The sequence below is a fragment of the Natrinema sp. 74 genome (genome assembly GCF_046097095.1).
Taxonomy (GTDB): domain Archaea; phylum Halobacteriota; class Halobacteria; order Halobacteriales; family Natrialbaceae; genus Natrinema.
The window spans coordinates 2,649,786-2,673,640 of sequence record NZ_CP175698.1 but is presented as its reverse complement, the minus strand read 5'-3'; the positions used below and the strand labels follow the sequence as shown (position 1 = coordinate 2,673,640).

Below are 23,855 nucleotides of genomic sequence, written 5' to 3'. Positions count from 1 at the left end.
CACGTTTCCGGTGAAATCGAAGCGCGGGATTACTCCTCGGCCGTCTCCTCTCCGTCGTCCGCTTCGTCGCTCTCGTCTGCGTCCTTGGCGTCGATATCGTCGTCGATCAGTTCGTCGGCGACCCCCTCGTCGACTGCCATCTCGCCGGGGTCGGCTGGGTCCGCGCTGACATCTGGCTCCGCGCGCTCGGCGATTTCCTCGTCCGACCGGTCGCCGTCGGTGATGTCGACGTTCGTCTCCGCCTCGTCGATCGCGTCTGCGCCCTCTCCCGCGGCGGACGTCTCGGCCTCGGTCGACTCCTCCTCGTCGCCCGGCTCCCCAATCGGGATCGTCGCGACGGGTTCGGACAACTCGTCCGGAACGGCCGCCGCCGCCCGCTCCTGGAACTCGTCGACCGACCGAATGCCGTCACCGCCCTCGCTCGAGCCGCGGAGCCGGCCGACGACGTAGGCGAGCGCGAGGACGCCGCCGGCGACGAGCGCGTATCTGAGGAGACGGCTACCGGACGAAGAGTCCGCCGTCGGTTGCGTACTGGACGCCGAATCCGCTCGGTCGCTGGCGGGTGTTCGAATTCGCATCACGGACAGTACGTCCTCGGCCGGCAAGTGGGTTCGGGACGGTCGAGTCGGAAGCGGACAGGCCGACGCGCCGCACCGATCACTGCTCGAGGTGCGCGATGCGCGCGTACCGGCCGGCCCGCCAACCGGCGACGAGCGCGACGACCGTGCCGACACAGAGCGCGAGCGCGAAGCCGGCGGCGTAGACCTCGAGCGGCGTCCGAAGGAGGCGCTCGAAGCCGAGCACCGCCGCCGAGAAGCGGTTCAGGCCGAGCACGACCAGCGGCGTCGCCGCGAGACCGACGAGGCCGCCGACCAGGCCGATGAGGAGCCCCTGTGCGCCGATCGTCCCGGCGAGGACCCGTCGGGAGAGCCCGACGGCCCGCAGCGCCGCGAGTTCCTCGCGCTGTTGGTGGGCCACGAGCGCGAACAGGTTCGCCGTCAGGACGACGCCGCCGACGATGGCCAGACCGACCAGCGTCGCGCCGCTTGCGAGGACGACCGAGCGCTCCTCGAGCATCCCCTCGACCTGTTCGCCGCTGGTGCGGACCTCGTACGTGGGATAGACCTCGGCGAGTTCGTCCGCGACGGCGTCGCGGTCGGCGTCGGCCGTCACGTCGGCGGTGACGAACGTCGCTCGATCGGTGCCTGACGTGCCGGCGACGGCCTGTAGATCACCTAGCGGCACCGTCATCGCTGGCGAGCCCAGATACTGCGAGTAGTACGAGGACGTGCCGACGACGGTAAACTCGTATTCGGAGGCCGTCTGCCGGCTCGTCCCGATGTGGACGGTGTCGCCGACGGAGACGTTCAGCGCCGCGGCGGTCCGCGGGTCGAGCACGAGCGTACTGGTCCGTGGCTCGTCCGGCGGTGGGCTGAGAGCGATTTCCCGATCGACTGTGAATCCCCCACCGGACTGGAAGTTGAACCCCTCGTGAGTCTCCTGAACGCCGACCGCGGGCCTGCGTCGCAGGTTGGACTCGTTCGTGCCGACGTACACGTCGTACATCGCGATCGGCGAGGCACCCGCGATATCGTCGCGTGCGGTGAGTTCGGCCGCCATTCCGTGTGCGCCCACGACCGGGTTCTCGGTCCCACTCGCGGCCGGGTCGACGGGATCCCGCGAGATCCAGATATCCCGGTCGGCGCTGTCTAACCCCTGCTCGCCCTTCTCGACGACGCCGACGCCGAGACTCGCCAGCACCGTCACTGAGAGGACGGCCAGCGTGACCGCACAGACGGTGAGGACGGTCCGCCCGGGCGAGCGCCGAAGCTGTGCGAGCGCGAGGCCCGCGACGGCCCGCGTTCGGACGATCGCTCGCGTCGCGTTCATCGGCCGACCTCCTCGAGCACGGACGTCCGCACGGCCACCACCAGCGGATAGGGCACGGCGATCAGCCCGGAGAACAGGGCGACCGCGATCGCGTAGGGGACGAACACCAGGTGGAACTGCGCGACCGCTCCCGGTGCGATCGTCGCGCCGGCAATGGCGTTGACCGCGACGATCCCTGCTGCACCGAGGGCGACGCCGACGAGCGCGCCGACTAGCGTGGTGATACCCGCCGACACCGCGACGATCGCCAACCGACCGCGCGTCGGGACGCCGACTGACTCGAGAACGGCGAGCGTGCGCCGGTCCTCGTCGACGGTCATCCCCATCGCCGTCGCGACGAACGAGGCACAGATCGTCACGCTGACCACGAGCGCGATGACGCCGGTCGCGAAGGCCAGCCCGTCGTCGAACAGCGACGACGGATCGGTGGTTCCGGCGACTTCGATCGCGGCGGCCGGATAGGCGTCCGCCGCGGCCGACTGCGCCGCCGATGACTCGCCCCAGATCAGGAGCCGATCCGCGAGCCCACCGTCGGCGGCCCCCGAGAGCGACTGGAGCCCGCTCACGTGAACGAGCGCAACCGGCGCGGTGGCTCCGCCCGTTCCGTCGTCCGCGACCGCTGTCACCGTCACCGAGGGCCCGCTCGAGCGCCCCGGCCCCATCGAGACGGTCAGTTCGTCGCCCGACGACGCGCCGAGGCGGTCCGCCGCGGTCTCCGAGAGGACGATCTCGCCGGTCCGCGGGCCGTCGTACGACCCGTTCGCGTAATGGGGATCGCCCCGCTCGAGGGCGGCCGTCGACAGGCCCGCGACGGTCCGCGATTCGCCGTCGGGAACGACGCCGACGAGCCGGACGGTTCGCGCGTTGCCGTTCGGTGGCCTCAGTCGGACCGTCTCGACCAGCACCGGCGAGGCGTGATCGATGCCGTCGCGGTCGCGGATCGCCGCGGCCCGCTCGTTGGTCGCGCCGAGGCGCGGCCCCTCGACGCCGTCGACCGACGAGAGCGTGCCGCTTTCCTCGGGCGTGACGGCGACGGCCGCGTCGTTTCGACCCGTCACGCCGCCGTCGGCGAGCGCCAGCGCGACGCCGGTCACGACCAGAAGCAACGCGACCGTCAGCGCGATGACCCCAATCGTCGAGACGGTTCGGCCCGTCGTCGTCCGCGTCGCTCGCCGCCACCACCGGGCGAGTGCTAGGCGAGCGAGCCCCGTCCAGCGCGTTCGCCACCCCCCGCCGTCAGCCATCCCCGACCACCTGCCCGTCGCGGAGGGTGATGACCCAGTCGGCGACGGACAGCGTGGCCTCGTCGTGCGACGCGACCAGTACCGCCCGATCGCGCCCGATATCGGTCAACAACTCGAGGACGTCCGCACCGGTCGCCGAGTCGAGTTCCCCCGTCGGCTCGTCGGCCACGATCACGTCCGGATCGGTCGACAGCGCCCGCGCGATCGCGACCCGCTGGCGCTCCCCGCCGCTGAGTTCGCCGGGCAAGTGGGTCGTGCGGTCGCCGAGACCGACGGCCTCGAGCAGTCGCACCGCCCGCGCTCGCCGGTCACTCCGCGGGACGCCGGCCTGCACGAGCGGGAGCGCGACGTTCGCGCGGGCCGACAGCGACGGCAAGAGATGAAAGCGCTGGAACACGATCCCGATGTGCTGTCGCCGCAGCCGCGTTCGCTCCGCGTCCGACAGCGCCGTGATGTCGGTCCCGTGAAGTTCGACGCCCCCGGCCGTCGGCAGCAATAGCCCGGCGACGGCGTGGAGAATCGTCGACTTGCCGCTTCCGCTTGGCCCCTCGAGCCCGACGATGGTTCCCGACGGAAGCTCGAAGGAGACGTCGCGGAGCGCGGTCACCGTCCGCTCGTCGCTCGAGCGAAGCCGACCGCCAGTCGCGCCGTACCGGTGGCTGACGCCCTCGAGTCGAACGGCCGCCGTCGATTCGCGCTCGTCGCGTTCACCCCTCGTGGCCGACGGCCGCGAATCCAGCACTGATTGCCCGAACATCACAGGTGTCTCACTGCCGGCTAACGGCCCGTCGGCTCATTGTTTCGACCCGATTACCCCTGTCAGACGGCTGCTACCCTCGTTCCGCTGCGAACAACCGTCCCAGTCGCCGACGCAAAATCGCCTCGCAGCGGTCGTCCCCTTCGCCGGTCGACTGCCGACGGCTCCCTCGAGTTCCGAGCGCCGTCTGACCGGTCGCCGCGGCTTCGCGACGCGAATACGGAGTCGATACGACGCGGAAACCCGTCCGTAACGGCCGTCGGAAATACGCTTTCTTCGTCCGGTCCGTCGCGTGAGTTCCACGCAGCTTCCGTTCTCGGATCGAGTGAGCCGAATCGGCCCTCCACGCGGGGCTGACAGCGTCTCACTGCAGGTAACCGGTCGTCTCGACTCAGCGCACGGTCGGCATACAGCGAAAACGAGCGTCTTCTTGATTCACAGATCGCATCGGCGTCTCCGACGAGGGCGAGATATCGCCCCACGCGTACTGTCACGATGGCGTAGTGATAGCCGGGGTGTTTTCACGCCCTGTAGATCGGCCAGTACCGGCTCCGTTCTCCCCGGCTCGAGGACGCTCTCCGATCGCCCGTTGGACTCGCATCGAATTCTCGAGTACACGGAATTCCTGCTCAGAATACGTGCGTAATGCCCATACTTCTCAACGCGGTACGCGTATTTAATGACGGAGTCCGAGATGTCGAGTGATCCCCCCGACCGAAGTTCTCCGGAAGCGGTCGTCGAGCGCGTCACCGATGCCGTCTTCGCGCTCGACGAAGACTGGCGGTTCACGTACTGCAACGACCGAGCCGAAAGCACGTTCGGACGAGACCGAGCGCAACTCCGTGGGAACGTCATCTGGGAGGAGTTTCCCGCGTTGACCGACTCGCCGTTCCAGTGGGAGCACGAACGTGCGATGGAGTCCCAAGAGCCAGTCACGTTCGAGGCACGCTATCCGCCACAGGATAGTTGGTTCGAAACGCGCGTCTATCCCTCTGAAAGTGGCCTTTCGGTGTACGCCCGCGATATCACTGACCCGGACGACCATCACCGGGAACTCGAGGAACGCGAGCGAGCACTCCGGCGTGCCAACGAAGTGATGGCGGCCCCAGACCAGCCGCTCCCCCAACAGATACGTTCGCTCCTCGATATCGTTCGCACGACAGTCGGAACCGAGTTCGCGACGCTCTCGCGAGTCGATGAAAGCGCTGGCGAATACGTATTCGAACACGTGGCCACGCCGGAAGCGGTCGATCTCGAATCGGGCGATACGACGCCGCTCGAGACCCTACCAAACTGCTCACGCGTCGTCGAGACCGCAGAGACACTCGTCCTCCGGGATGTGAAAGCCGAGGCCCCGGAACTGGCTGACCCCGAGTGGGGAATCGCCTGTTATCTCGGGACACCGGTTATCGTCCACGGAGACATCTACGGGACGTTCTGCTTCTACGGGATGGAGGCGCGGACCGAGGCGTTCTCCGACTGGGACGTCTCGTTCGTCCGTCTGCTCAGCAATTGGGTGAGCAACGAACTCGAGCACAGAGTGTATAGACAAGAACTCAGGGAATCCAACGAACGCTTAGAGCAGTTCGCCCACGCCGCCTCCCACGATCTTCAGGAACCCCTGCGGATGGTCTCGAGTTACCTCCAGTTGCTCGAAAACCGGTACGCTGACGACCTCACCGAGGACGGCCGGGAGTTCCTCGAGTTCGCCGTCGACGGGGCCGACCGCATGCGCAGCATGATCGATGGATTACTCGCATATTCGCGGGTCGACACGCGCGGCGCTCCCCTGGAGCCGGTCGAGTTGGAAACCGTACTCGACGACGTTCTCCGGGACTTCCAGTTGAAAATCGAGGAGACGGGCGCGGAAATAGCCACGGAATCCCTCCCTCGCGTCGAAGGCGATGCCGACCAACTCAGGCAGGTGTTTCAAAACCTGGTGGACAACGCCATCGAGTACAGCGGCGAGGAGCCACCACGGGTGCGTGTCTCGGCCGAACGGGCGGGCGACAAGTGGGCGGTCTCGGTTCGCGATGAGGGCGTCGGTATCGACTCCGAAGACGCCGACCGCGTCTTCGACATGTTCCAGAGCTGTCACACGCAAGAGGAGGGCGCGGGGACGGGAATCGGCCTGGCGCTGTGCGATCGCATCGTCACGCGCCACGACGGTGACATCTGGGTCGCGTCCGACCGTAGCGATGGCACAACGGTTCGGTTCACTCTCCCGGTAGTAGACGAGTCGGGTGACTGAGTACGCTGTGCGTACCGCTGTTGCGGGCGTCAAGTAACCCGTCGCACAGTCACCGAATGCGGTGTACCCCTTCCCTCTACGATATCGGGTAACAATCGTAGACCGAGGGGGAGACCAACCTGCTCCCGAATACGCTTTGGAACTGTGAAGTCGCTAAATCATCTCGTATATCTGCCGAACTATTCTGTTAAAGCCCAATATTTATGCTGTACTATCCAGTATCTGGCCAATATAATTATAGTATTTAGGATATACTTCGCACGTAATGCGAATCGAAGCGGATCGGATCTATGAGCAACTCGAGTATCGGTTTGAGGATGATCTGCGAAGCGTTAGTTACTACGACGAAGACGAGAGCGATCACGTGTATATTCGAGATGATGTCAAAACGAAGTACGACAGTTCAGATATCGAGAGCGTGTTCCGAGAAGCGCGTCTAGAAGCGATCGATCAGCAGCATCAGGAGTCGCTCTATAGTCACGGCGACTTACAGTGCGTTCTCCGGTGCTTCGAGAAGGCGATAGAGTTGCATCTTATCAAAACCCAACGGAAAGGAGTAATAGCTGCACTCGAGATCGGGGCGATAGACGATCTCCAAGGAACGATCAACTCCGCAATAGTCGCGCTCGACGAAACCGACTCGTGATCGATTTCAGCATTGCTCTGTAGCCTCTTTCGACGGAGCACGGAGTGGCCGAAGCAGACGTGAACCGATCCGATCTCGAGCGACTGTCTTCAGAGAGTATTGCGGACGCCCGTCGCTCTTCAAAGACGGGGTTGAGGATGCGGCGTTCGAAGCTACGTCGTTACCGACAGCAGTTCTTCGCTCGGAGCGATCTGCAGCCATCGATTCCCGACGATCACGACCGTGTACCCATGATACTGGAAGGTAAGCCGACACGAAGTCGTGCCCTCTTTCGTGTGAGCGACGAACGAATCCAGCGCTTCCGGATCCACGCTGTTTCCCAGCGGTTCGAGTTCAGCCGGCTTCTGACCAGTTAACTCAGCGATGCCCCTGATCACCAGACTGCTCGTCGATTGGTTGGTGGCCTTGTCCAATTCGACTTTGTACACGGGAACTATTTCATCCCATAATTTGTTACTAATCATGGTTTTTCGAAGCCGAAAACTCGTCGCATATACAACGTGCTACGTAATATACGAATGATGAAAGTACTTCTGGCCGTTAGATATAACGCATCCTTACTCTAACTGGTCGTCCTCGCGGATCGGCTTCGCGGACAGACCTGTCGAGACATATCGTTCTAGAAAAAGTACGCTTCAGCGGGGTTCGAGGGCCGGACCAGACGAGTCTTTACCTTGAGACGGTAACGATCACTATCGATGCGTAAACGGACACTACTTGCCTCGCTCGGGTCCGGCGTCACACTCGGGCTAAGCGGTTGCATGGGTACGTTCGGCGATACCAGCGGCGACGGGGCAAGCGGAAACACGTATTTAGACGCGAAAACGTGGAGTGTCGATCCGGCCAATCTGCCGTTCCCGACGCACGGGGACGAACTCCCGTCTGCGACCCTGCCAGCGCCAGTCCGTGACAGAGACAACGTCTCCGTCCCCGGTGACTTCGAGACGGACCTCCTGCTGACGTTCATGTACACGACCTGCAGTACGATGTGTCCGCGGCTGACCGCGATCATGGCACAGGTCCAAGACGACGCACTCGAGGAGGAATATGGCGAGCAGGTGTCGTTCGTCGAGATGACGTTCGACCCCGCCAGAGACGACGCCGACGCTTTCGCCAGTGGGCCGACACACACCACATCGACATGGATGCCGACAACTGGTACTTCCTGCGTCCCAAAAGCGAGACGCGCGCCAAGACGGTTGTTCAGGACAGCTACGGTGTGAATTTCACGAAGACGACTCCGAAGAATATGGACACCTATATGTTCGTGCACACGGGGTTGATCTTGCTCGCCAACAAGAAGGGGTACGTAGAGCGCTCGTACAAACTCCAAAGCGCGCAGACAGACGGTCCGCCGCGAGTGAGCAGACAAGACGTCAGCGATGACCTGAAGACGCTGCGCGAACGGGAGTCCTGAGACGCCGCGATATCGTCGGTTTTCGACCGCGCATCAACTCCGAAACAAGTCGCCGGGACCGCTACTACCACAGGTACTGCACGCAGTTTTCCTTCAAACAGTAGATCTTCGATACCCTCCACATCGTAGACGTATCCCCAGTGTAATTCTCGACGTTTGAATCGTTCTTTCGAAGAATGGACCAGATAATCTACACAGGTGCCGAACGGACGTTCACGACCACACCGACCGCCAGTATCCGGCTAGCGGAGCGCAAACTGCAGACACCGATAACGAGACCCATACCGACGGTAACAGGACTGATGAGGCCGGGTTCGGCCCCGGTAGCGTCGGTATCGTCGGGGCCGGTCTCGCAGCGGCTATCGGTACGCTTCTCTTCCGTACGCGACGCTAATTCGTCGTGTCGGCAGGTCCTTCGCTCCCCCGCTCGAGATCGAATCTCGACGGCCGAATTCGCGGACAGGGCCCACTCGTCTCGCAGATGAGGTACACGCAGGTTCGACGCGAACACGTCGTAGACGCGGATCGACGCGAGAAACGGGGTGACCTAAGTCCTGTCGGGTTACCTCCCTTCCACCGCCTGTGCCGGAGCTTGCCGTAGAGCCAGAGGGGAATCGCGGAGAACGTCCAAAACGGGGGTGCGCGTAACGCTCGGTCCGGGTATCGGCTTTTCACGCAGCATGAGGTGAACATAACGTTAAGTTCCGGTAGAGAATGTCTGACGATGAAGGGGTAGTGGTTTACACCCTGTCACACGCTCCAACTTCCCCTTCAGCGGACAGTTGGCGAATAGCAATAGCGGTTTCCTCACACGGTCGATACGCACGCGGCTACCGATAGCGTTCGGTCCAACGTGACTGAGTCTCGGGCTGCTTGGACAGGAATAGACTCGATCGACGGTGTGCTCACACCGCTGGTCGCACTCGCGATGGGTTCCGTCGCACCAATCGACACGCTCATTCGCAACACCCCGTTCGACGCCGACACCACGGCCGTGTCGTATGCGGCCCGCAGGACTGAGAGCGCCCTCGAGTTCATCGTCTGCCGGTTGCAGCGACCACCGCGGACTTGAAATCCTGAGAGCAGTCCGTTAGCCTCGGCTATCGCCGTTGATTGTTTTAGTTGACATCAATCAGCCAACAAGACTATAGCAACCCAGTTCCGAGGGGCAAGCGGCGGGAAAGATTCGGTCGTTGCCCGACGGAATCGTTCCGACTTCGAGACATACGGAACCCCGCCGCCCTGGGATCGTTCCAACGAGAGCCACTCGCCGTATTGTCACCGATCTCAGACCCAGTCGGTTCACACCACCTACCGAATGGGGCTCCAACGCCGGTCTCTGGCCGGCGCTTCTCGAGACGAGCATTCGATCGGTAGCGACGGCGATCCCGAATTCGACCGCGCCCGTCACTGTTCGCATCGAGAGCGTCTCGACAACTCCCGTCGCTGCTCGAGCATGAACCGTCGCACTTGAACACTGGAAACAAGTTCAACTCCGAATATGGCCTCCGATATCAGAAACACGAACCCGACAGTAACTCTACTCTGAGTGGCGAAAACACCGTTACCCGATTCAACTCCCCTTCGACGAGGAAAGAAGTCCGCCCTCCCCGATTTGAACGGGGGACAAGTCGATCTACAGTCGACTGCTCTACCAGTCTGAGCTAAGGGCGGGCATTCCAACGTAGCCGCCGAGGTACACATAAGGGTTATTATTCTCGATAGCGCAGACGTGCGATCGATCGTGAACAGAAGAATGATTGATATGGGAGGCGTTGCAACACGAGAGTAGTTCGCGCATGAGCAAGATCACGTTCCGGGCCGACGACGACCTCGTGGACCGCCTCGAGGCACTCGACGCGTCCAAGAGCGAAGTGATGCGAGAGGCGCTCCGTGCGTATCTCGAGGGCGGGAAGGCCGACACCGGCGAGGGTGGCGCGGGGTCAGACCGTAATCAGACGGGCGCGATCGACGATCTCGTCCGCGAGCGGGTCGACGAGCGACTCGAGGAGCGCCTCCGGGAGCTCGGACTCGACGGGACGGGCTCGCGGCCACGTGAGGTGACGCCGTCGGCGGGGAACCAGGATCTAAACGTGACACTATCGCTCGAGGGAGCGACGTTCGAGGCGAGCGAACAAGTCGTGTCTGACGAACGAGTCGAAGTTGATCGCGACCGCGCGCGTATGAGCGCGAACGGCGACCGATCGACAGGCCGGACACAGGAACGTGCGGAAACGCAGTCTCGCGACCGCGAAGACGAGCGACGGTGCACCCAATGTGGAGACCACCTCGACGGTGAGCACGTGTACTGCCCCAACTGCGGTGAAAAGGCGTCGCGGCGATTGTTCTGTGATTGCGGCGACGAGATCAGAACCGACTGGTCGTTCTGTCCCGGTTGCGGTCGTCGGACACCAGCAGCGGACGTTCTCGAGTCGAGAAATAACCAATACTGACCGGTGTAAGACACTGAACGTCGCCGTCGCCGGAAGTTTTATTATTCAAGCCAAACATCGCCTTAGTCGCGTAAGACGGACTGTCTTACAGCCGTCGACGAGACGGGAAATCGCCCGATGACGGGCGGTTCGGACGTAAGACACGCCGCGTCTGACAGGGGCGCGCCACCGTCTTACCCCAACGGGGAATACAACCATGGAGCGTGTGACACTGCGAATCCCGAAACAGCAGATCGAAGAGGTCGAACAACTGGTCGACTCGGGCGAGTTCCCGAATCGGAGCGAGGCGATCCGATCGGCCGTCCGTGAGATGATCAATGAACAACAGGACGCGCCCGGCGAACAGTCCCGCAAGCGCAACTGGGCGAAGGTGTAACGATGCAGGACATCGTACAGGACGCCCTCGACAACGCGGAGGAAGAGGCCCGGGACATGGACGTCTCGATGGACGACGACGAGTTCGGGGACCCCCGAATCGTCATCGTCGGTTGCGGCGGTGCCGGTAACAACACAATCAACCGACTGTATAACATCGGCGTCGACGGTGCGGACACCGTGGCGATCAACACGGACAAACAGCACCTGAAGATGATCGAGGCCGACACGAAGATTCTCGTCGGCAAGTCGCTCACGAACGGGCTCGGTGCTGGCGGTGACCCGTCGATGGGCGAGCGGGCGACCGAGATGGCCCAGAGCACGATCAAAGAGGTCCTCGGCGACGCGGATCTCGTGTTCGTAACCGCGGGCATGGGCGGTGGCACCGGCACGGGTGCCGCCCCCGTCGTCTCGGAGATCGCCAAGGATCAGGGCGCAATCGTCGTTGGGATGGTCTCGACGCCCTTTAACGTCGAGCGCGCCCGCACGGTGAAAGCCGAGGAGGGACTCGAGAAACTGCGCGAGCAGGCCGACTCGATCATCGTGCTGGACAATAACCGGCTGCTCGATTACGTCCCGAATCTGCCGATCGGGAAGGCGTTCTCGGTGATGGACCAGATCATCGCCGAGACCGTCAAGGGGATCTCCGAGACGATTACCCAGCCGTCGCTGATCAACCTGGACTACGCGGACATGTCCACAATCATGAATCAGGGCGGCGTCGCCGTCATGCTGGTCGGCGAGACCCAGGACAAGAACAAGACTGACGAAGTGGTCAAGGATGCGATGAATCACCCGCTGCTCGACGTCGACTACCGCGGCGCGTCCGGCGGGCTCGTCCACATCACCGGCGGCCCCGATCTCACGCTGAAAGAGGCCGAGGGCATCGCGGACAATATCACAGAGCGCCTCGAGGCGTCCGCGAACGTCATCTGGGGAGCCCGTATCCAGGAGAACTACAAGGGCAAGGTCCGCGTCATGGCGATCATGACCGGCGTCCAGAGCGCGCAGGTGCTCGGTCCGACGACGCAAAAGCAGGCCGATAAGTCCCGTCAGAGCATCGAAGGCGTTAGCGACGCTAATTTCGATGCGAGCAACAACGTCGAAAGTGGCTCCGAGTTCGGCGCGCAAAGCGACGGCGGCCGCGACGAACTCGAGCGACAGAACGGCGTCGACGTGATCCGGTAAGACGGCGGCGCGACTCGCGACACACCACTTTTCACCGCAGGTCGGTTCTATTTCGCAGGGGTGTCGTCGATACCGACAGTTGTAGTGGCCACTGCAACGAGTGACACACTGATCGCAATGGTGTCCAACGATCAGCTATGCAGTGACGTTCAGTGGCTACTATAGTTACTCGCAAAGCGTCGTCGCGGGCCATCGGACTCGAGACGGCCGCGTCTCGAATACCGAGTCGATCGTCCGTTTACGGCCGTATACGTATCCGAACGGAACGATACCGACGGAGTCTGTTGCGATCGATCGACCGATCGGCCGGCCGGTATCGACCGCGAGAAAACCGGCCAAATCAGGCCAGCGACTCGAGTAGCGAACACTTGCGGCAGACCTCGCGGGTGGTCGTCGAGCCGCACTCGACGCACTCGCGGAGGTCGGCTCCGTCGTCGCCGGCGTATTTCTCGGCGGCGATCTCGGCGAGTTCCTCGTATCCCGAGAGGATCGAATGGCGGGTACCGGGGTGGTTCTCCTCTAAGTCGTATAGCAACTGTTGGATCTCGCCCCGGTAGGCCTCGCTGGCGTGGGGACACTCGGTGATGTGAGCGGGGAGGTCCTCGACGTGGGCGTAGAGGGCGATCTCCTTCTCGGGCACGTCACGCAGTGGCTTTGCACGCGGGACGAACTCGTCTTGTTCCTCGCGCTCTTCCAGCGGCCCGAGGCTGGCGTCGAAGTGTTTCGCCATCTGTTCGACATCGCCCTCGAGGACGTTCATCAGCGCCGTCTGGGCCTCGTCGTCTAAGTTGTGGCCGGTCAGGAGGAGGTCGGCCTCGAGCTTCTCGGCGTACTTCGAGAGGAGATCGCGTCGGAAAACGCCGCAGTAGGCGCAGGCGGCCATGTTTTCGGGGTCGTCCTCGACGACCTCGTCCATCTGAATGCCGAACTCCTCCTCGTAGCTGACGAGTTCGTGGCGGATGCCGAGTTCGTCGCTTAGTTCGACGCAGGCGTCGACCGACTTGTCGCGGTAGCCCTCGATCCCCTCGTGGATCGTCAGTCCGACGAGTTCGATGCGGGGATCCTCGGCGAAGGTGTCGTGGAGGATCCGCGTGAGGACGACGCTGTCTTTCCCGCCGGAGAGGCCGATCACCCAGGTCTGGGGATTCTCCGGCGTCGCATCGTGGGGGACGAGATCGTCCCGTCGGACGCGCCGGCGAACCCGCTTCTCGACCGACTTGCGGAAGTGGTCCGTACAGAGGTGGGCTCCGGAGTAGGCGGCGTGCATGATCGCCTCCTCGTCGCACCGGTTGCAGTCCATCGCGCTCACGTTGCCGTCGGACGCGTATGTCCGTTTCGTCTCCCCCCGTTCGGCTCGAGATTCGAGCCCGTGAGCGCCAGACGAATCCGATCGGCCGAGCCGAACCGAAGCCGACGACGGAGTCGTGTCAAGCGAAACGTATTCCGTCTGTCAGTGCGACGGCGACGCATGGGAAGCTACGACAGAACGCCGTCGACGGGGTTCGAGCGAATCGACACCTTCGACGGCGGGTTCGGCTGGCTCGCCCACCCCGACGAAGCCGGGCAGCGGGCGAGCCACGCCCTGCGCGGCGACGATGGCGGCGTCTGGCTCTTCGATCCGCTCGAGGCACCCGGAATCGACGCGGCGATCGAGGAGCTTGGCGACGTGTCGGGCGTCGTCGTCTGCTCGGCCTATCACACCCGTGACGCCGACCAGTTCGCCCGGCGGTTCGACGTGCCCGTCTACGTCCCGACGTGGCTGAACCGGGTTTCGGAACGGCTCGACGCACCGCTCGAGCGCTTCGACGGCGACCTCGAGCGGTCGGGCGTTGCGGTCCGCGAGGCGAGTCTGCTGCCGGGCTGGTCAGAAGCGATCGCCTATCGGCGGTCGGACGGGACGCTGTACGTGCCGGACATCCTCGGGACTGCACCGTCGTATCTCGCAGGTGACGAACGGCTCGCGGTCTATCTGCTCCTCCGGCCGGTCGTTCCGACGAGCGCGTTCGAGGGGATCGCACCGAAACGGATCCTCGTCGGCCACGGGACCGGCGTCTTCGTCGACGCCGCGAGCCACCTCGCCGAGGCGCTCGCGACCGCTCGTCGGCGGTTTCCGCGCGCTTTGCTCAAGGGGAGATCGCAACTCCGTGCGCTGGTCGATGCGCTCTGACCGTCAGCGTCAGGCCGGCACCGTCGGCCGTTCCTCGACGGCGTCGGATCCCTCCTCGAGGGCGGATAGCAGGAGGTCGACGTAGCGGTCACGCGGAGCGGAAGAGAACAGTTCGTGGCCGCCGTCGTAGAGGACGACGTGCTCTGCGGGGACCCGTTCGCCGATCGGTTGGAGGTCGACGACGGGATCGCGAAGCGAGCAGAAGACGACGGCGTCGTGGTCGATCGCCAGCAGCTCTTGCTGGGCGCGACGTGTCTCCCGGACGAACGCCGGGGAGACCCAGGAGGGCGTCGTCGCGAGCTGATGGTCGGTCGCCCGTTCGCCCAGCGCTTCCCGGTCGAAGTCGCCGATCGGCAAACACGGGAACGTCGTCGGCACCGCCGACACCGCCTCGAGGAGCGGTTCGGGAACGCCCGCACCGTAGCCCCACCACGGGCTCAGGTAGACGTGGTTGTCCGCCCCGTCTAAGGCCTGTGCGATCAGCGCACCGGCGCTGTGGCCCAGCAGCTGATAGCCGTCGAGGTTGCGGACGTACTCGGCGATGGGCTCGAGCCAGTCGGCTTTGAAGTCGTCGATGTTGGTCGGGAGTTCGAACGCGTGTACCCGGTAGCCGGCCTCGGTCAGCGTCCCGAGGAGCCAGCTGACGTTCTCGTGGGTCCAGCGGTTCCCCCAGCCCATAACGAAGACAAGGTCTTCGTCGCCGTCGTCGTTGAAGATCCGGTGTCGCATGGAATTTCGTTTGTCAGGGAACGATAAAAAACTGCGTTCATGTTGCGGGGGAGCGTCCCGACGGCCGCAGGCGGTTCGGGGCCGCCAAGAGGCGTGCAGTGCGGACGGACAACCGTTTTGCAACTCGAGCCCGCAAAGGGAGCTAATGAGCGACTTCGACCGAGCCGCGGCGGTCGACCGGCTCGAGCGCCTCGTCGACACCGTCGCGGACGAGCGGATGCCGGTGCCCGTCCGCGAGGTGTGGGCGTTCGGCGACGTCGCGCTCGGCCTCGATCCGGTCGAGCGGCTGGACGTCTACGTGACCAAGGACATCCTGCTGCGCGACGACAGCGAGTCCGACGCGAGCGCGGACGACGACGCGACCGAACAGTTCCGCGACTCCCACGGCGTCGAGGGCGTCGGCAAGTCGGTCCGGGCCGACTGGGCCCGCGAACACCCCGACTTCCTCCGGGCGAACGCGAACGGCCACGCCGCTCCTGAACAGTGTCTCGCGGCTCACCTCCTCGAGAACGACGAGCCCGTTCATCTCGAGGTCTGTAACGCGTCGTTCGAAGACAACGTCACCCAGCGACTGCGCGGCGCGCGCCTGCGCGAAGACTACACGCAACTGCTCGATCCGCGCGGCGTCTGTCTCTGGGCGGAGGGGACTAAAAGCGATGAGGCGTTCCGGAAGCTCCGCGCGGGCGAACTCGCCTTACCGACGCTGTCGGCAGCCCTCGAGATGCTCGGGCTGGACGACGACGAGGCCGAGACCGCGGCGCAGGAACTCCACGCCTGGCGCGAGCGCCAGGACGGCGTGACGGTCCGCGGTGACGTGGTCTGATGCCGTATCACTCGTCTTCTCGATCGGTCCCTGCCGCCTGCAGGTCGTCGACCGTCTCTGAAACCCACTTGAGTTGATCCGCCAGCGCCGCGCGGTCGACGCGGACGGCCTCGTTTCGCGGATCGTACTCGATGATGTCGATGGCCTCCAGCTTCGGCAGATGCGTGTGCCGAAGTTCTAGTCCGACGGTCCGCCTTTCTACGTCCTCGGACGCGGTCTCCGGACCACCCTCGAGGACATGGTCAACAAGCTCCTCGTAGGTGACGAGGTCGCCGTCCATTTGCATCACGTATCGACAGAGCGACCGGCGATACGCGTTGTTCAGCACGTCGAAGAACGCATCGATCGAATCGCTCCCTACTCTCTCGTCGATGTTTCGGTCAGCCATCGTTCAGTAATGAGTTAGCCCACCGAATATGTCTACGGCGTAAATATTCACGTCATTCATTACCATTGTGCTAATTGATCGTGATAGATAGAGGGCCAAAACGGGGAAGGGAACGTGAGGCGTAATAGGAAAGTGTCCGAGATGCTACTCGCGACGTTCTGGGTTGACTATCCCATCTTGCGCGAGGCGCTATCGAACGCACCGAACGTGACGATCACATGGGAACAGTCAGATCTCATAGAGGGCGAGGCTCATCAGATGCATATTTGGACCGAGGGCGGCGACTTCGAGTCGTTCGATGCCGGGCTCAAGACGGATCCCACCATCAATCCGCCCTCGCAGGTGGCGACGTTCGGCGAGCGACGGCTCTATCAGGTCAAGCTAACGAGCAGGGGACGACAGACCAGTATTTACCCGGCGATAATCGAGGAAAGGAGCGTTATGCGGGAAGTGACGGCGACCGCCGATGGCTGGAATTTCAGCGTGGCGTTTCCCGACACCGAGGCGCTCGAGCGCTATCACGGCTTCTTTCTCGAACGCAACATCGACATCGAGATCCGAGAACTGTACGAGGACGACGAGCCCTTCGATAACGTACAGTTCCAGTACGGGTTAACGGAGCTACAACGCGAAACACTTGTCGCCGCCGTCGAGGCAGGCTACCTCGACATTCCACGGTCCTGTTCTCTCGCCGAACTCGGCGAGCGATTCGATATCTCGCCGAACGCAGCCTCCGAACGGTTCCGCCGCGGCGTCAAGGCCCTCGTCGAGAACACGGTGTACGACGACCGGGCGTCGTAACTCGGCGAGAACCGACCGCTAAGAAGTGGGCGGTGTGCCGATCGAAGAGCGTTCGGATCGATTGAGACGACTCGCCGACCGAGAGCCGCGCGGGCGCGTGTCTACTCAGCGAATTTGACGCCGGTGATCTCGAACCGCGCGCCGCCGTCGGTCCCGTCGGTGACGGCGATCGACTAGCCATGTGCGTCGACGACGCTCTCGACGATCCTGAGACCGTATCCCGTCCCCTCGCTCGCGATCGAGTAACCGAGCTTAAACTCGCTGTCGCGTCGCTCCGCCGGAATACCGGTCCCGTCGTCCTCGACGAAAACGCCGTTCTCCAGGTCTCCGACGGTGACGGTCACGTCGAACCCGCCGTGTTCGACCGTGTTTCGGACGCGGTTCTCGACCAGCTGCTGGACCCGCGAGCCGTCGGCAACGATGGTCCGATCGGTATCGACGACCAACGTCGCGGCCTCGGTGTCGACGCCGTAGCCGTCCGGCTCTCGGTGCGGCCGCGGTTCGCCCACCATCTCCAGCCGAACCCAAGAGCCGTCGGCGCACCGAAACCGGTAGTCGTCCGCGGCGTCGTCCGACTGTCGGTCTAGATCACGAAGCAGCAACTCGAGTCGCCCCCGATCGTCCGGATGAACGTACTTATGGACGGAGTCGCCGGAGAACGCGGCCGGTGCGTAACCACACGTGGGTTCGATCGCACCGTTACAGTACAGAACGGTTCCGTCTTCCGCTAAGACGGTGTGGAGATCCGATGGTGCTTGACGAACGCTTCGAAGTCGGGCATCGATAAGTTCGTCTGCGTTTCCACACGGTCCGTTATCAGTCGTCCGGCCGTCTCGTCACCGACGGCATCGCCACGATTGGCCAGCGGACGGAGTCAGAGATCGCTCCGGCCGAACCAGATTCGGCTGGCGACGAGGAACGCGACGGTCATCGCGATCAAGATGCCCGCACCGGCGAAATCGTAGCTCCCCTCGAGCAGGATCGCGTTTGGATCGTAGTAGCGCATAGGAGCGATCGCTCCGACGATCTCGGCGTCGGTTCCGGTCAGCAGTGACTCCGAGAGGAACAGCGCGAACGTGACGCCGAGGGCGACCCGCTGGGCGACCGCCGCCCGGTCGACGGCGACCGACGCGAGCAGGCCGATGCCGGCGCAGGCAAACAGGTAGGGAATCGACAGCAGGTGGACCGCGAGCACGTCCGCGACGGCCAGTTGTTCGTCGATCAGTTCGGCACCGACGAGCACGACGATCGGCGGGAGGAGGTTCGCGACGACGATCGGAACGGCCATCGCGGCGAAGCGCTCGCTTACCAGCCGTCCGCGAGAGATCGGCATCGCGAGCAGGACGTCCATTCGACCGCGGTCGACATCGTCGGCGATCACTCCCGCCGTGCTGTAGGCCAGATACAATCCGAGCAGGATCACCCAGCCAAACGTGTAGAGTTCGAACGAGAGGAAGCCGCCGAGGCTCGCCATCGTCTGAATGCCCATGATCTGCAGGATCGGCTCCGGATAGGCGGCGAGCAGCTGGTCCAGATCGACCTCGGCCGCGAACGACGGGTAGACCCAGACGACCATCGCGGCGAGCAAGGAGAGGCCGACCGAGAGGGAGACGCTGCCGCGAATCCGCCGCCGGCCGTCGTATCGGGTCAGTTCAAACATCGTCATCACCCCTGACAGCGTCGTTCGTTGCGTCGACGCTCGCGGCCACGCGGTCGTCTCGCGTTCCTCGATCAGGTGTGTCCTCACCGCCATAAAAGCGCATGAAGACCTCCTCGAGCGGCGCTTCCTCGATCGAAAGGTCGATCAGTTCGTACGTCCGGAGCACCTCGAGCAAGTCGTTGACGTCGCCGGTGAACGTAAACGCGTACTCGTCGGCCGCACTCGGCCCGGCGTCGGCCGCGGCCGCGAGCCCGTGGACGCCGTCGATCTCGAGGTCGTCGATCGGGATCGACTCCGCGGCCTGCAGGCGGACGAACTTGCCGCTCCGGGTCAGCAGCGATTCGACGGGCTCGACCGTCACCAGCCGGCCGTTCCGGATGATGCCGACCCGATCGCACAGCTTCCGCACCTCGCGCAGGATGTGCGAGGAGAAAAACACCGTCAGGCCGCGCTCCCGTTCGGCCCGGACGAACTCGGTGAATCGCTGCTGGAGCAACGGGTCCAGCCCGCTGGTCGGCTCGTCCAAGATCACCAGCTCCGGATCGTGCATGAACGTCGTCACGAGCCCCAGCTTCTGGACGTTCCCCCGCGAGTAGTCTCTGATCTCCCGGTCCAGCGGCGGCTCGAATACGTCGAGCAACTCCTCGCCGCGCTCGTCGCCCTTGATCGAGCCGTGTAGATCGAGAACGTCTCGGCCGGTCGCCGTCCCGTCGAATGCCGGGCTGTCCGGGAGGTAGCCCAGTTCGCGTTTGGCCTTGAGCAGTTCTCCCTCGTCGGTCACGTCGTGGCCGAGTAGCTTGGCCGTTCCGGCGGTCGGTGAGAGAAAGCCAAGCAGCGTCCGAATCGTCGTCGTCTTCCCCGCGCCGTTCGGCCCGAGATAGCCGAAGATTTCGCCGCGCTCGACGTCGAACGTGACGCCATCGTTGGCGAGTACGTCCCCGTAATCCTTCGTCAGCCCCTCGAGTTCGATCGCGGCCATGACTGGACGTTAGTGCTGTGTTCACATGTAACCCTTCTCCGGACGCGATCCGATCCGGAGTGCGTCGAGTGAGAAGAGGCGGAAGTCATTTCCGATGGGATGTGGCCCGGGCACGTATGAGCGAGATGCTCGCAGGTGATTTAGGCGGAAAACGCGTCGTCGGAACGGACGGGACAGTCGTCGGGCGGCTCCACACCGTGACTATGGACCTAGAATCCGGGGTGATCCACGACCTCGTCATCGAACCCGGTGATGGGTCCCCCGCGACGGCGTCCGGACGGTCCGATGACGATCGGCTGTGTGTTCCCTTCGATCGCGTCGAGACGGTGGACGATCAGATCGTCGTTCGATCAGACCGCTGAGCCGGGCGCGGACGCGACGGTCGCGAACGGGCATCGAGCGGCACCCGAGGCCGTCAAGCGATCCGGCCGACCGTGACGAAAAACGGCACCGATTCCTCGCGGTGATACTCTCGCGCTTCCATCTGCTCGATCACGTCCCGCCCCATCTCACGCCACGCACCACGGAGCTCGTCGTACTCCGCTTCGGTCAGCGTCCCGGAGAGCATCGTCTCTCGGTCGTCGGCCAGCCCCGCGCCGGTCGCCTTCCGCCGGGCCGCAAGCAGCGCCGTCTCGCCGTAGGGCGGTTCGACCGTCCGGACGTGATCGTACCGTCGCGTCTCGTCCACCTCGAGGCCGGCCTCCTCGAACGCCGCACGAGCGTCGGCACCGAGCGCGACGTCCGTCGCGACGCCGTCGAGGTAGGCCGTGCGAGCCCGGCGCTCGAGGCGGCCCTCGCGGTCGACGCTCGAGTCGATCTCGACGGTGGCGTTGTTCGGTTCGACGGCCGCGACGAGGTCCGTCGAGACGCGGGCGAACTCCGCGACGGCGGCCGCGGGATCGGGCAGGTTGATCAGCAAGGCCTGACAGACCACGAGATCGAAGCTGTCGTCTGCAAACGGGAGACACAGGGCGTCGCCGGCGACGGCGGGGACGGGATCGTCGTGGTCGGCCGCGATCTCGAGCAACTCGCGATCGGCGTCGCAGCCGACGACGGTGGCGTCGTCGGGTGCCTCCTCGCGCAGGACGCGGCTCAACTCGCCGGTCCCGCAACCGACGTCCAAAATACGGTCGCGGGACTCGAGGGAAAGCGGCTCGAGGGCCGCGCGGGAGTCGTCCCACATTCCCTCGCGGGTCCGGCGCAGGTAGTCCTCGGAGAACTCGCGCACGGACGGTTCTATAGTGGTCTCGAGTAAAAACGGGTCGGTCTCAGATTTCGCTCCTACTTATCAGTTGGTGAGACGATTTCGTTATTTGGCCTCGATCGTGAATCTCAGCCGATCGATTCGTTACTGGTGGTGAACCCTTGCTACTCCTGCCACCAGTTGTCTGATTCGAGAATTTGGTTTTCGGCCTCTTCGTCGGTGGGACTGAAGTTAATCGTCGCTAGGTTCGGATCGTCTTCAAATAGCGACCACTCCGGGCTAAGTTCGTATACTTGCGGCTGGTTTTGGTCTTGATCGTCCGGGACAAAGCCAAGGTTCGAGTCGTACTGTCCGAGCTGGGCGTCGTTCGCGATAAATATTTGGTTGTGTTCGCCGGTGTTGAGCCATCGGATCATGCGCGTGTTATAACCGCTAAACCAACTGTCGTCAATACCACCATAGTTAGGACTCCACTCAAGAACGTCGGAGATGATTGTGAATCGAGCCTCGGGATAGAGGCTATGTTGGAACATTAACGCCTTCCAAGGACCCTGATTGCTGCCTCCCCCGTCGTTCTGTGCGTTTGCGACACCCGACGCAGCGACGCTCGCTCCGACAGTTGTGACGGCGCTTTTCTTGAGAAACGATCGACGCGATTCGGCGTCCGTGATCCGGTGGAGTAGATTCTTATCGCTCTTGGTCATGGTTTTCTCGCCCTCTTCGGGCAGTTTCTCATCGAGAGAATCTAATAAAGAGAGGGTCCGTTCCAGTGGTCAACTGCTGAGTTCGTCAGTGTCTGGACGCATTTCAGCCGACATGGTTGTTTATACCAGTATTACGACAGAGAAGCGTAAATCACCGATGGGAAACACGAATATATGAGTCTATACTAGTATACGAAATAATTTCGCGATTTTGAGTAGGGCTGCACCAACTAAAACTGCATTACTCCTGATCACATCTGACACTCTACGGCCGTTTGGTTTATTATTCGATTTGATGGAGAGGAACGTTACTCGTCTCGCAGCTCTTTTACCTTCTCGATGTTCCACGCGAAGCCCCGTCCGTCCTCGGTCGGCGTCTCGAGCGCGAACGGCAGGTCCCGCAGGTCGGGGTGGTTCACGATCGCGCGCATTCCGTCCTCGCCGATGTAGCCCTCGCCGATGAGCGCGTGTTCGTCCTTGTGCGTGCCCACGTCGTGTTTGGAGTCGTTGAGGTGGATGTACTCGAGGTGCTCTAAGCCGACTACGTCGTCGAACCGGCCGACGGTCTCGTCGACGGCCTCGGGGGTCGTCAGGTCATTGCCTGCGACGAGCGTGTGGGCGGTGTCGATGCAGATGCCGATCTCGGTCTCGGTGCGGTCGATGATTCCTGCGAGATGTTCGAACTCGCCGCCCAGTTTCGTCCCGCTGCCCGCGTCGGACTCAATGAGGATCTGGACATCGTCGGGCACCTCGAGATCGTCGATGACGCCTGCGGCGTTGTCGAGTCCACCCTCGACGCCCGCCCCGGTGTGCGCGCCGAGGTGGACATTGACGTACGGGACGCCGAGCCGTTCGGCCGCGTCGAGTTCCGCCTGCATGCTCTCCGTGGATTTCCGCCGGAGGTCGTCTTTCGGCGTACAGAGGTTCACGAGATACGCCGAATGGATCACCCACGGCCCCTCGAGTTTCTCGTCGGTCTGTTCCCGAAAGCCATCGGCGGCCTCGTCGCCGATCTCGGGTTGGGCCCAGACCTGCGGCGAGGTGGTGAAGATCTGCCCGCAGTTACCGCCGAAGGCGAGCTGGCGGTGGACCGCGTTGCGGACGTCGTCGTACGGCGGCGTCTCGTCGTCGGAGGAGACGCGCGAACCGGAGATCGAAACGTGTGCGCCGACCTTCATCGTCATGGATTCTCGTCAGTACCCGGTCGTGATAGGTATGTCGGAGCGACGCGATTCTCGTTTCGAACGTTGCGACGGGGAGACGATCAGATGGGCAGCGTCTGGCGACTGACCGTCACTGCTCGGCCTCGAGCACCTCGCGCTCCCGAATCCACGCGTCCGATCCGTACTTTCGGTCGGCGAGGTCGCGGGCGGCCTCAAGTTCGTCCTCTCGCCAGTCCGATTCGTCGGCGTCACACCAGTCGCGAAGTGCCCCTGCAATCGCGTCGACGGCCGCCTCGCGGTCGATCCCTGCCTCCTCACGGACGCTGGTCACGCGCTCGGTGAAAGTCGACTCCTCGAGAGCGGCGTCGAACACGCCCACGTGGGTCCGAGGCTCGAGCGCGTAACTGATCGACCCGTGCTGGATGACTACGTCGCGCTGGCGGTACTGGGCGTTGCCGCTGATCTTCTTCGCCCGCGCGCCCGCGTCTGCGGGTGCGACGATGTCGTGTGCCGGATTGATATCCCGCAGATAGCAGGAGGGCCGATAGATGGCGTCCTGCTCGGCCGACGCGAACGCGGCGTCGACGCCCATCCGATCGAACGCCTCGAGGATCGGCTCGCAGAACAGTTCGTAACAGTCCATCAGATCGCCGGGTACCTCGTCGGCCGGGGCGACGATGGTATAGGAGAGATCGGCATAGCAGTCGTGGTAGATCCCGCCGCCGCCGGTCTGGCGGCGCGTCACGTCGACCTCCTCGCGATCGCAGACCTCCCAGTCGACCGTGTCGGCCTCTTGTCGATACCCCAGCGAGAGCGTACTCGGCTGCCAGGCGTAGGTCCTGACGGTTCGCACGTCGTCCTCGAGGGCCGTTCGCGCGGCGATCTCCTCGAGGGCCATCTGGGTCGCCCCGGCGCGGGGCTCGTCCCGGATCAGCCGCCAATCTCGGTCAGCGAGGACGGTCATACACGGGGCAATGCGGACGAGGTGGAAAGCGATTCCGACGCATACCGGACGG

General features: G+C 63.5%; 26 protein-coding genes and 1 tRNA gene. 11 read left to right on the top strand and 16 right to left on the bottom strand.

All coding sequences use genetic code 11. The features are described 5' to 3' along the window. Window positions 1–29 precede the first annotated feature (29 nt). The 4 genes from ACJ70B_RS13335 to ACJ70B_RS13320 form a co-directional block, all read right to left on the bottom strand. The gene (locus ACJ70B_RS13335) at window positions 30–578 is read right to left on the bottom strand and encodes a hypothetical protein (RefSeq protein ID WP_408957480.1); all 549 of its coding nucleotides are present in this window, start codon (window positions 576–578) and stop codon (window positions 30–32) included. A 79-nt stretch (window positions 579–657) separates the two neighbouring features. Further along, on the bottom strand, window positions 658–1,890 hold the full coding sequence (locus ACJ70B_RS13330; protein WP_408957479.1) for an ABC transporter permease: 1,233 nt from the start codon (window positions 1,888–1,890) through the stop codon (window positions 658–660). Continuing rightward, complete coding sequence (locus tag ACJ70B_RS13325) at window positions 1,887–3,134, bottom strand: ABC transporter permease (protein WP_408957478.1); 1,248 nt, start codon at window positions 3,132–3,134, stop codon at window positions 1,887–1,889. The genes ACJ70B_RS13330 and ACJ70B_RS13325 overlap by 4 nt, the downstream gene beginning before the upstream one ends. Beyond that, window positions 3,127–3,891: an ABC transporter ATP-binding protein gene (locus tag ACJ70B_RS13320; protein WP_408957477.1), complete on the bottom strand. Its 765-nt coding sequence runs from the start codon at window positions 3,889–3,891 to the stop codon at window positions 3,127–3,129. Before ACJ70B_RS13320 ends, ACJ70B_RS13325 begins: the two co-directional genes overlap by 8 nt. 694 nt (window positions 3,892–4,585) lie before the next feature. Here ACJ70B_RS13320 and ACJ70B_RS13315 point away from each other — a divergent pair. Both ACJ70B_RS13315 and ACJ70B_RS13310 read left to right on the top strand, forming a co-directional pair. Next, window positions 4,586–6,142 (top strand): sensor histidine kinase, encoded by a 1,557-nt coding sequence (locus ACJ70B_RS13315; RefSeq protein WP_408957476.1) that lies wholly within the window; start codon window positions 4,586–4,588, stop codon window positions 6,140–6,142. A 265-nt stretch (window positions 6,143–6,407) separates the two neighbouring features. Beyond that, the gene (locus tag ACJ70B_RS13310) at window positions 6,408–6,788 is read left to right on the top strand and encodes a hypothetical protein (RefSeq protein ID WP_408957475.1); all 381 of its coding nucleotides are present in this window, start codon (window positions 6,408–6,410) and stop codon (window positions 6,786–6,788) included. A 152-nt stretch (window positions 6,789–6,940) separates the two neighbouring features. Here the strand turns inward: ACJ70B_RS13310 and ACJ70B_RS13305 are convergent, their stop codons facing one another. Further along, window positions 6,941–7,216 (bottom strand): HalOD1 output domain-containing protein, encoded by a 276-nt coding sequence (locus ACJ70B_RS13305; protein ID WP_408957474.1) that lies wholly within the window; start codon window positions 7,214–7,216, stop codon window positions 6,941–6,943. Window positions 7,217–7,486: 270 nt separating this feature from the next. Here ACJ70B_RS13305 and ACJ70B_RS13300 point away from each other — a divergent pair, with 270 nt between their 5' ends. Both ACJ70B_RS13300 and ACJ70B_RS13295 read left to right on the top strand, forming a co-directional pair. Next, entirely contained in the window at window positions 7,487–8,011 is a 525-nt protein-coding gene (locus tag ACJ70B_RS13300; protein WP_408957473.1) for an SCO family protein, read from the top strand. 38 nt (window positions 8,012–8,049) lie between these two features. Further along, window positions 8,050–8,205: a hypothetical protein gene (locus ACJ70B_RS13295; protein WP_408957472.1), complete on the top strand. Its 156-nt coding sequence runs from the start codon at window positions 8,050–8,052 to the stop codon at window positions 8,203–8,205. A 1,600-nt stretch (window positions 8,206–9,805) separates the two neighbouring features. On the opposite strand, the gene ACJ70B_RS13290 is transcribed toward ACJ70B_RS13295, so the two are convergent. Then, window positions 9,806–9,879: transfer RNA gene (locus ACJ70B_RS13290), tRNA-Tyr, on the bottom strand. Between the two features lie 125 nt (window positions 9,880–10,004). Here ACJ70B_RS13290 and ACJ70B_RS13285 point away from each other — a divergent pair. The 3 genes from ACJ70B_RS13285 (at window position 10,005) to ftsZ (ending at window position 12,221) form a co-directional block, all read left to right on the top strand. After that, a complete protein-coding gene (locus tag ACJ70B_RS13285; RefSeq protein ID WP_408957471.1) occupies window positions 10,005–10,658 on the top strand; it encodes a ribbon-helix-helix protein, CopG family in 654 nt (217 codons plus the stop codon). A gap of 196 nt (window positions 10,659–10,854) precedes the next feature. After that, window positions 10,855–11,034 carry a ribbon-helix-helix domain-containing protein gene (locus ACJ70B_RS13280; RefSeq protein ID WP_408957470.1) on the top strand — a complete coding sequence of 60 codons (180 nt, stop codon included), beginning with the start codon at window positions 10,855–10,857 and terminating at the stop codon, window positions 11,032–11,034. Between the two features lie 2 nt (window positions 11,035–11,036). Beyond that, window positions 11,037–12,221, top strand: a complete 1,185-nt coding sequence (ftsZ, locus tag ACJ70B_RS13275; protein WP_408957469.1) for a cell division protein FtsZ — start codon at window positions 11,037–11,039, stop codon at window positions 12,219–12,221. A 340-nt stretch (window positions 12,222–12,561) separates the two neighbouring features. Here ftsZ and ncsA read toward each other — a convergent pair whose 3' ends face one another. Beyond that, entirely contained in the window at window positions 12,562–13,521 is a 960-nt protein-coding gene (gene ncsA / locus ACJ70B_RS13270) for a tRNA 2-thiolation protein NcsA (protein WP_408957468.1), read from the bottom strand. Between the two features lie 168 nt (window positions 13,522–13,689). On the opposite strand from ncsA, the gene ACJ70B_RS13265 reads away from it, so the two are divergent. Next, window positions 13,690–14,388 (top strand): hypothetical protein, encoded by a 699-nt coding sequence (locus tag ACJ70B_RS13265; protein WP_408957467.1) that lies wholly within the window; start codon window positions 13,690–13,692, stop codon window positions 14,386–14,388. 9 nt (window positions 14,389–14,397) lie between these two features. Here ACJ70B_RS13265 and ACJ70B_RS13260 read toward each other — a convergent pair whose 3' ends face one another. Continuing rightward, on the bottom strand, window positions 14,398–15,117 hold the full coding sequence (locus ACJ70B_RS13260; protein ID WP_408957466.1) for an alpha/beta fold hydrolase: 720 nt from the start codon (window positions 15,115–15,117) through the stop codon (window positions 14,398–14,400). Between the two features lie 145 nt (window positions 15,118–15,262). Between ACJ70B_RS13260 and ACJ70B_RS13255 the strand changes: the two genes are divergently transcribed. Continuing rightward, complete coding sequence (locus ACJ70B_RS13255) at window positions 15,263–15,940, top strand: hypothetical protein (RefSeq protein ID WP_408957465.1); 678 nt, start codon at window positions 15,263–15,265, stop codon at window positions 15,938–15,940. 7 nt (window positions 15,941–15,947) lie between these two features. Here ACJ70B_RS13255 and ACJ70B_RS13250 read toward each other — a convergent pair whose 3' ends face one another. Next, the gene (locus ACJ70B_RS13250) at window positions 15,948–16,328 is read right to left on the bottom strand and encodes a hypothetical protein (RefSeq protein ID WP_408957464.1); all 381 of its coding nucleotides are present in this window, start codon (window positions 16,326–16,328) and stop codon (window positions 15,948–15,950) included. Between the two features lie 141 nt (window positions 16,329–16,469). Here ACJ70B_RS13250 and ACJ70B_RS13245 point away from each other — a divergent pair, with 141 nt between their 5' ends. After that, window positions 16,470–17,129, top strand: coding sequence for a helix-turn-helix domain-containing protein (locus tag ACJ70B_RS13245; RefSeq protein WP_408960114.1), 660 nt, complete (start codon window positions 16,470–16,472; stop codon window positions 17,127–17,129). A gap of 173 nt (window positions 17,130–17,302) precedes the next feature. Here ACJ70B_RS13245 and ACJ70B_RS13240 read toward each other — a convergent pair whose 3' ends face one another. The 3 genes from ACJ70B_RS13240 to ACJ70B_RS13230 form a co-directional block, all read right to left on the bottom strand. Then, window positions 17,303–17,914, bottom strand: a complete 612-nt coding sequence (locus tag ACJ70B_RS13240) for a PAS domain-containing sensor histidine kinase (RefSeq protein WP_408960113.1) — start codon at window positions 17,912–17,914, stop codon at window positions 17,303–17,305. 89 nt (window positions 17,915–18,003) lie between these two features. Beyond that, a complete protein-coding gene (locus tag ACJ70B_RS13235; protein ID WP_408960112.1) occupies window positions 18,004–18,789 on the bottom strand; it encodes an ABC transporter permease subunit in 786 nt (261 codons plus the stop codon). After that, window positions 18,782–19,768 (bottom strand): ABC transporter ATP-binding protein, encoded by a 987-nt coding sequence (locus ACJ70B_RS13230; protein WP_408957463.1) that lies wholly within the window; start codon window positions 19,766–19,768, stop codon window positions 18,782–18,784. The genes ACJ70B_RS13235 and ACJ70B_RS13230 overlap by 8 nt, the downstream gene beginning before the upstream one ends. 116 nt (window positions 19,769–19,884) lie before the next feature. Between ACJ70B_RS13230 and ACJ70B_RS13225 the strand changes: the two genes are divergently transcribed. After that, window positions 19,885–20,130, top strand: a complete 246-nt coding sequence (locus tag ACJ70B_RS13225; RefSeq protein ID WP_408957462.1) for a PRC-barrel domain-containing protein — start codon at window positions 19,885–19,887, stop codon at window positions 20,128–20,130. A gap of 53 nt (window positions 20,131–20,183) precedes the next feature. On the opposite strand, the gene ACJ70B_RS13220 is transcribed toward ACJ70B_RS13225, so the two are convergent. The 4 genes from ACJ70B_RS13220 to ACJ70B_RS13205 form a co-directional block, all read right to left on the bottom strand. Further along, window positions 20,184–20,996, bottom strand: a complete 813-nt coding sequence (locus ACJ70B_RS13220) for a class I SAM-dependent methyltransferase (protein ID WP_408957461.1) — start codon at window positions 20,994–20,996, stop codon at window positions 20,184–20,186. Window positions 20,997–21,136: 140 nt separating this feature from the next. After that, a complete protein-coding gene (locus ACJ70B_RS13215; protein ID WP_408957460.1) occupies window positions 21,137–21,676 on the bottom strand; it encodes a twin-arginine translocation signal domain-containing protein in 540 nt (179 codons plus the stop codon). Between the two features lie 308 nt (window positions 21,677–21,984). Next, window positions 21,985–22,854 (bottom strand): deoxyribonuclease IV, encoded by an 870-nt coding sequence (locus ACJ70B_RS13210; RefSeq protein WP_408960111.1) that lies wholly within the window; start codon window positions 22,852–22,854, stop codon window positions 21,985–21,987. Between the two features lie 115 nt (window positions 22,855–22,969). Beyond that, on the bottom strand, window positions 22,970–23,803 hold the full coding sequence (locus ACJ70B_RS13205; RefSeq protein ID WP_408957459.1) for a biotin/lipoate A/B protein ligase family protein: 834 nt from the start codon (window positions 23,801–23,803) through the stop codon (window positions 22,970–22,972). Window positions 23,804–23,855 lie beyond the last annotated feature (52 nt).

Coding starts and splice junctions, on each gene's coding strand:
- ACJ70B_RS13215 (WP_408957460.1), bottom strand. CDS start 21,676: ATGACCAAGAGCGATAAGAATCTACTCCACCGGATCACGGACGCCGAA.
- ACJ70B_RS13235 (WP_408960112.1), bottom strand. CDS start 18,789: ATGTTTGAACTGACCCGATACGACGGCCGGCGGCGGATTCGCGGCAGC.
- ACJ70B_RS13310 (WP_408957475.1), top strand. CDS start 6,408: ATGCGAATCGAAGCGGATCGGATCTATGAGCAACTCGAGTATCGGTTT.
- ACJ70B_RS13330 (WP_408957479.1), bottom strand. CDS start 1,890: ATGAACGCGACGCGAGCGATCGTCCGAACGCGGGCCGTCGCGGGCCTC.
- ACJ70B_RS13255 (WP_408957465.1), top strand. CDS start 15,263: ATGAGCGACTTCGACCGAGCCGCGGCGGTCGACCGGCTCGAGCGCCTC.
- ACJ70B_RS13260 (WP_408957466.1), bottom strand. CDS start 15,117: ATGCGACACCGGATCTTCAACGACGACGGCGACGAAGACCTTGTCTTC.
- ftsZ (WP_408957469.1), top strand. CDS start 11,037: ATGCAGGACATCGTACAGGACGCCCTCGACAACGCGGAGGAAGAGGCC.
- ACJ70B_RS13315 (WP_408957476.1), top strand. CDS start 4,586: ATGTCGAGTGATCCCCCCGACCGAAGTTCTCCGGAAGCGGTCGTCGAG.
- ACJ70B_RS13285 (WP_408957471.1), top strand. CDS start 10,005: ATGAGCAAGATCACGTTCCGGGCCGACGACGACCTCGTGGACCGCCTC.
- ACJ70B_RS13320 (WP_408957477.1), bottom strand. CDS start 3,891: ATGTTCGGGCAATCAGTGCTGGATTCGCGGCCGTCGGCCACGAGGGGT.
- ACJ70B_RS13245 (WP_408960114.1), top strand. CDS start 16,470: ATGCTACTCGCGACGTTCTGGGTTGACTATCCCATCTTGCGCGAGGCG.
- ACJ70B_RS13210 (WP_408960111.1), bottom strand. CDS start 22,854: ATGAAGGTCGGCGCACACGTTTCGATCTCCGGTTCGCGCGTCTCCTCC.
- ACJ70B_RS13265 (WP_408957467.1), top strand. CDS start 13,690: ATGGGAAGCTACGACAGAACGCCGTCGACGGGGTTCGAGCGAATCGAC.
- ACJ70B_RS13295 (WP_408957472.1), top strand. CDS start 8,050: ATGTTCGTGCACACGGGGTTGATCTTGCTCGCCAACAAGAAGGGGTAC.
- ACJ70B_RS13250 (WP_408957464.1), bottom strand. CDS start 16,328: ATGGCTGACCGAAACATCGACGAGAGAGTAGGGAGCGATTCGATCGAT.
- ACJ70B_RS13300 (WP_408957473.1), top strand. CDS start 7,487: ATGCGTAAACGGACACTACTTGCCTCGCTCGGGTCCGGCGTCACACTC.
- ACJ70B_RS13230 (WP_408957463.1), bottom strand. CDS start 19,768: ATGGCCGCGATCGAACTCGAGGGGCTGACGAAGGATTACGGGGACGTA.
- ncsA (WP_408957468.1), bottom strand. CDS start 13,521: ATGGACTGCAACCGGTGCGACGAGGAGGCGATCATGCACGCCGCCTAC.
- ACJ70B_RS13280 (WP_408957470.1), top strand. CDS start 10,855: ATGGAGCGTGTGACACTGCGAATCCCGAAACAGCAGATCGAAGAGGTC.
- ACJ70B_RS13325 (WP_408957478.1), bottom strand. CDS start 3,134: ATGGCTGACGGCGGGGGGTGGCGAACGCGCTGGACGGGGCTCGCTCGC.
- ACJ70B_RS13335 (WP_408957480.1), bottom strand. CDS start 578: ATGCGAATTCGAACACCCGCCAGCGACCGAGCGGATTCGGCGTCCAGT.
- ACJ70B_RS13225 (WP_408957462.1), top strand. CDS start 19,885: ATGAGCGAGATGCTCGCAGGTGATTTAGGCGGAAAACGCGTCGTCGGA.
- ACJ70B_RS13205 (WP_408957459.1), bottom strand. CDS start 23,803: ATGACCGTCCTCGCTGACCGAGATTGGCGGCTGATCCGGGACGAGCCC.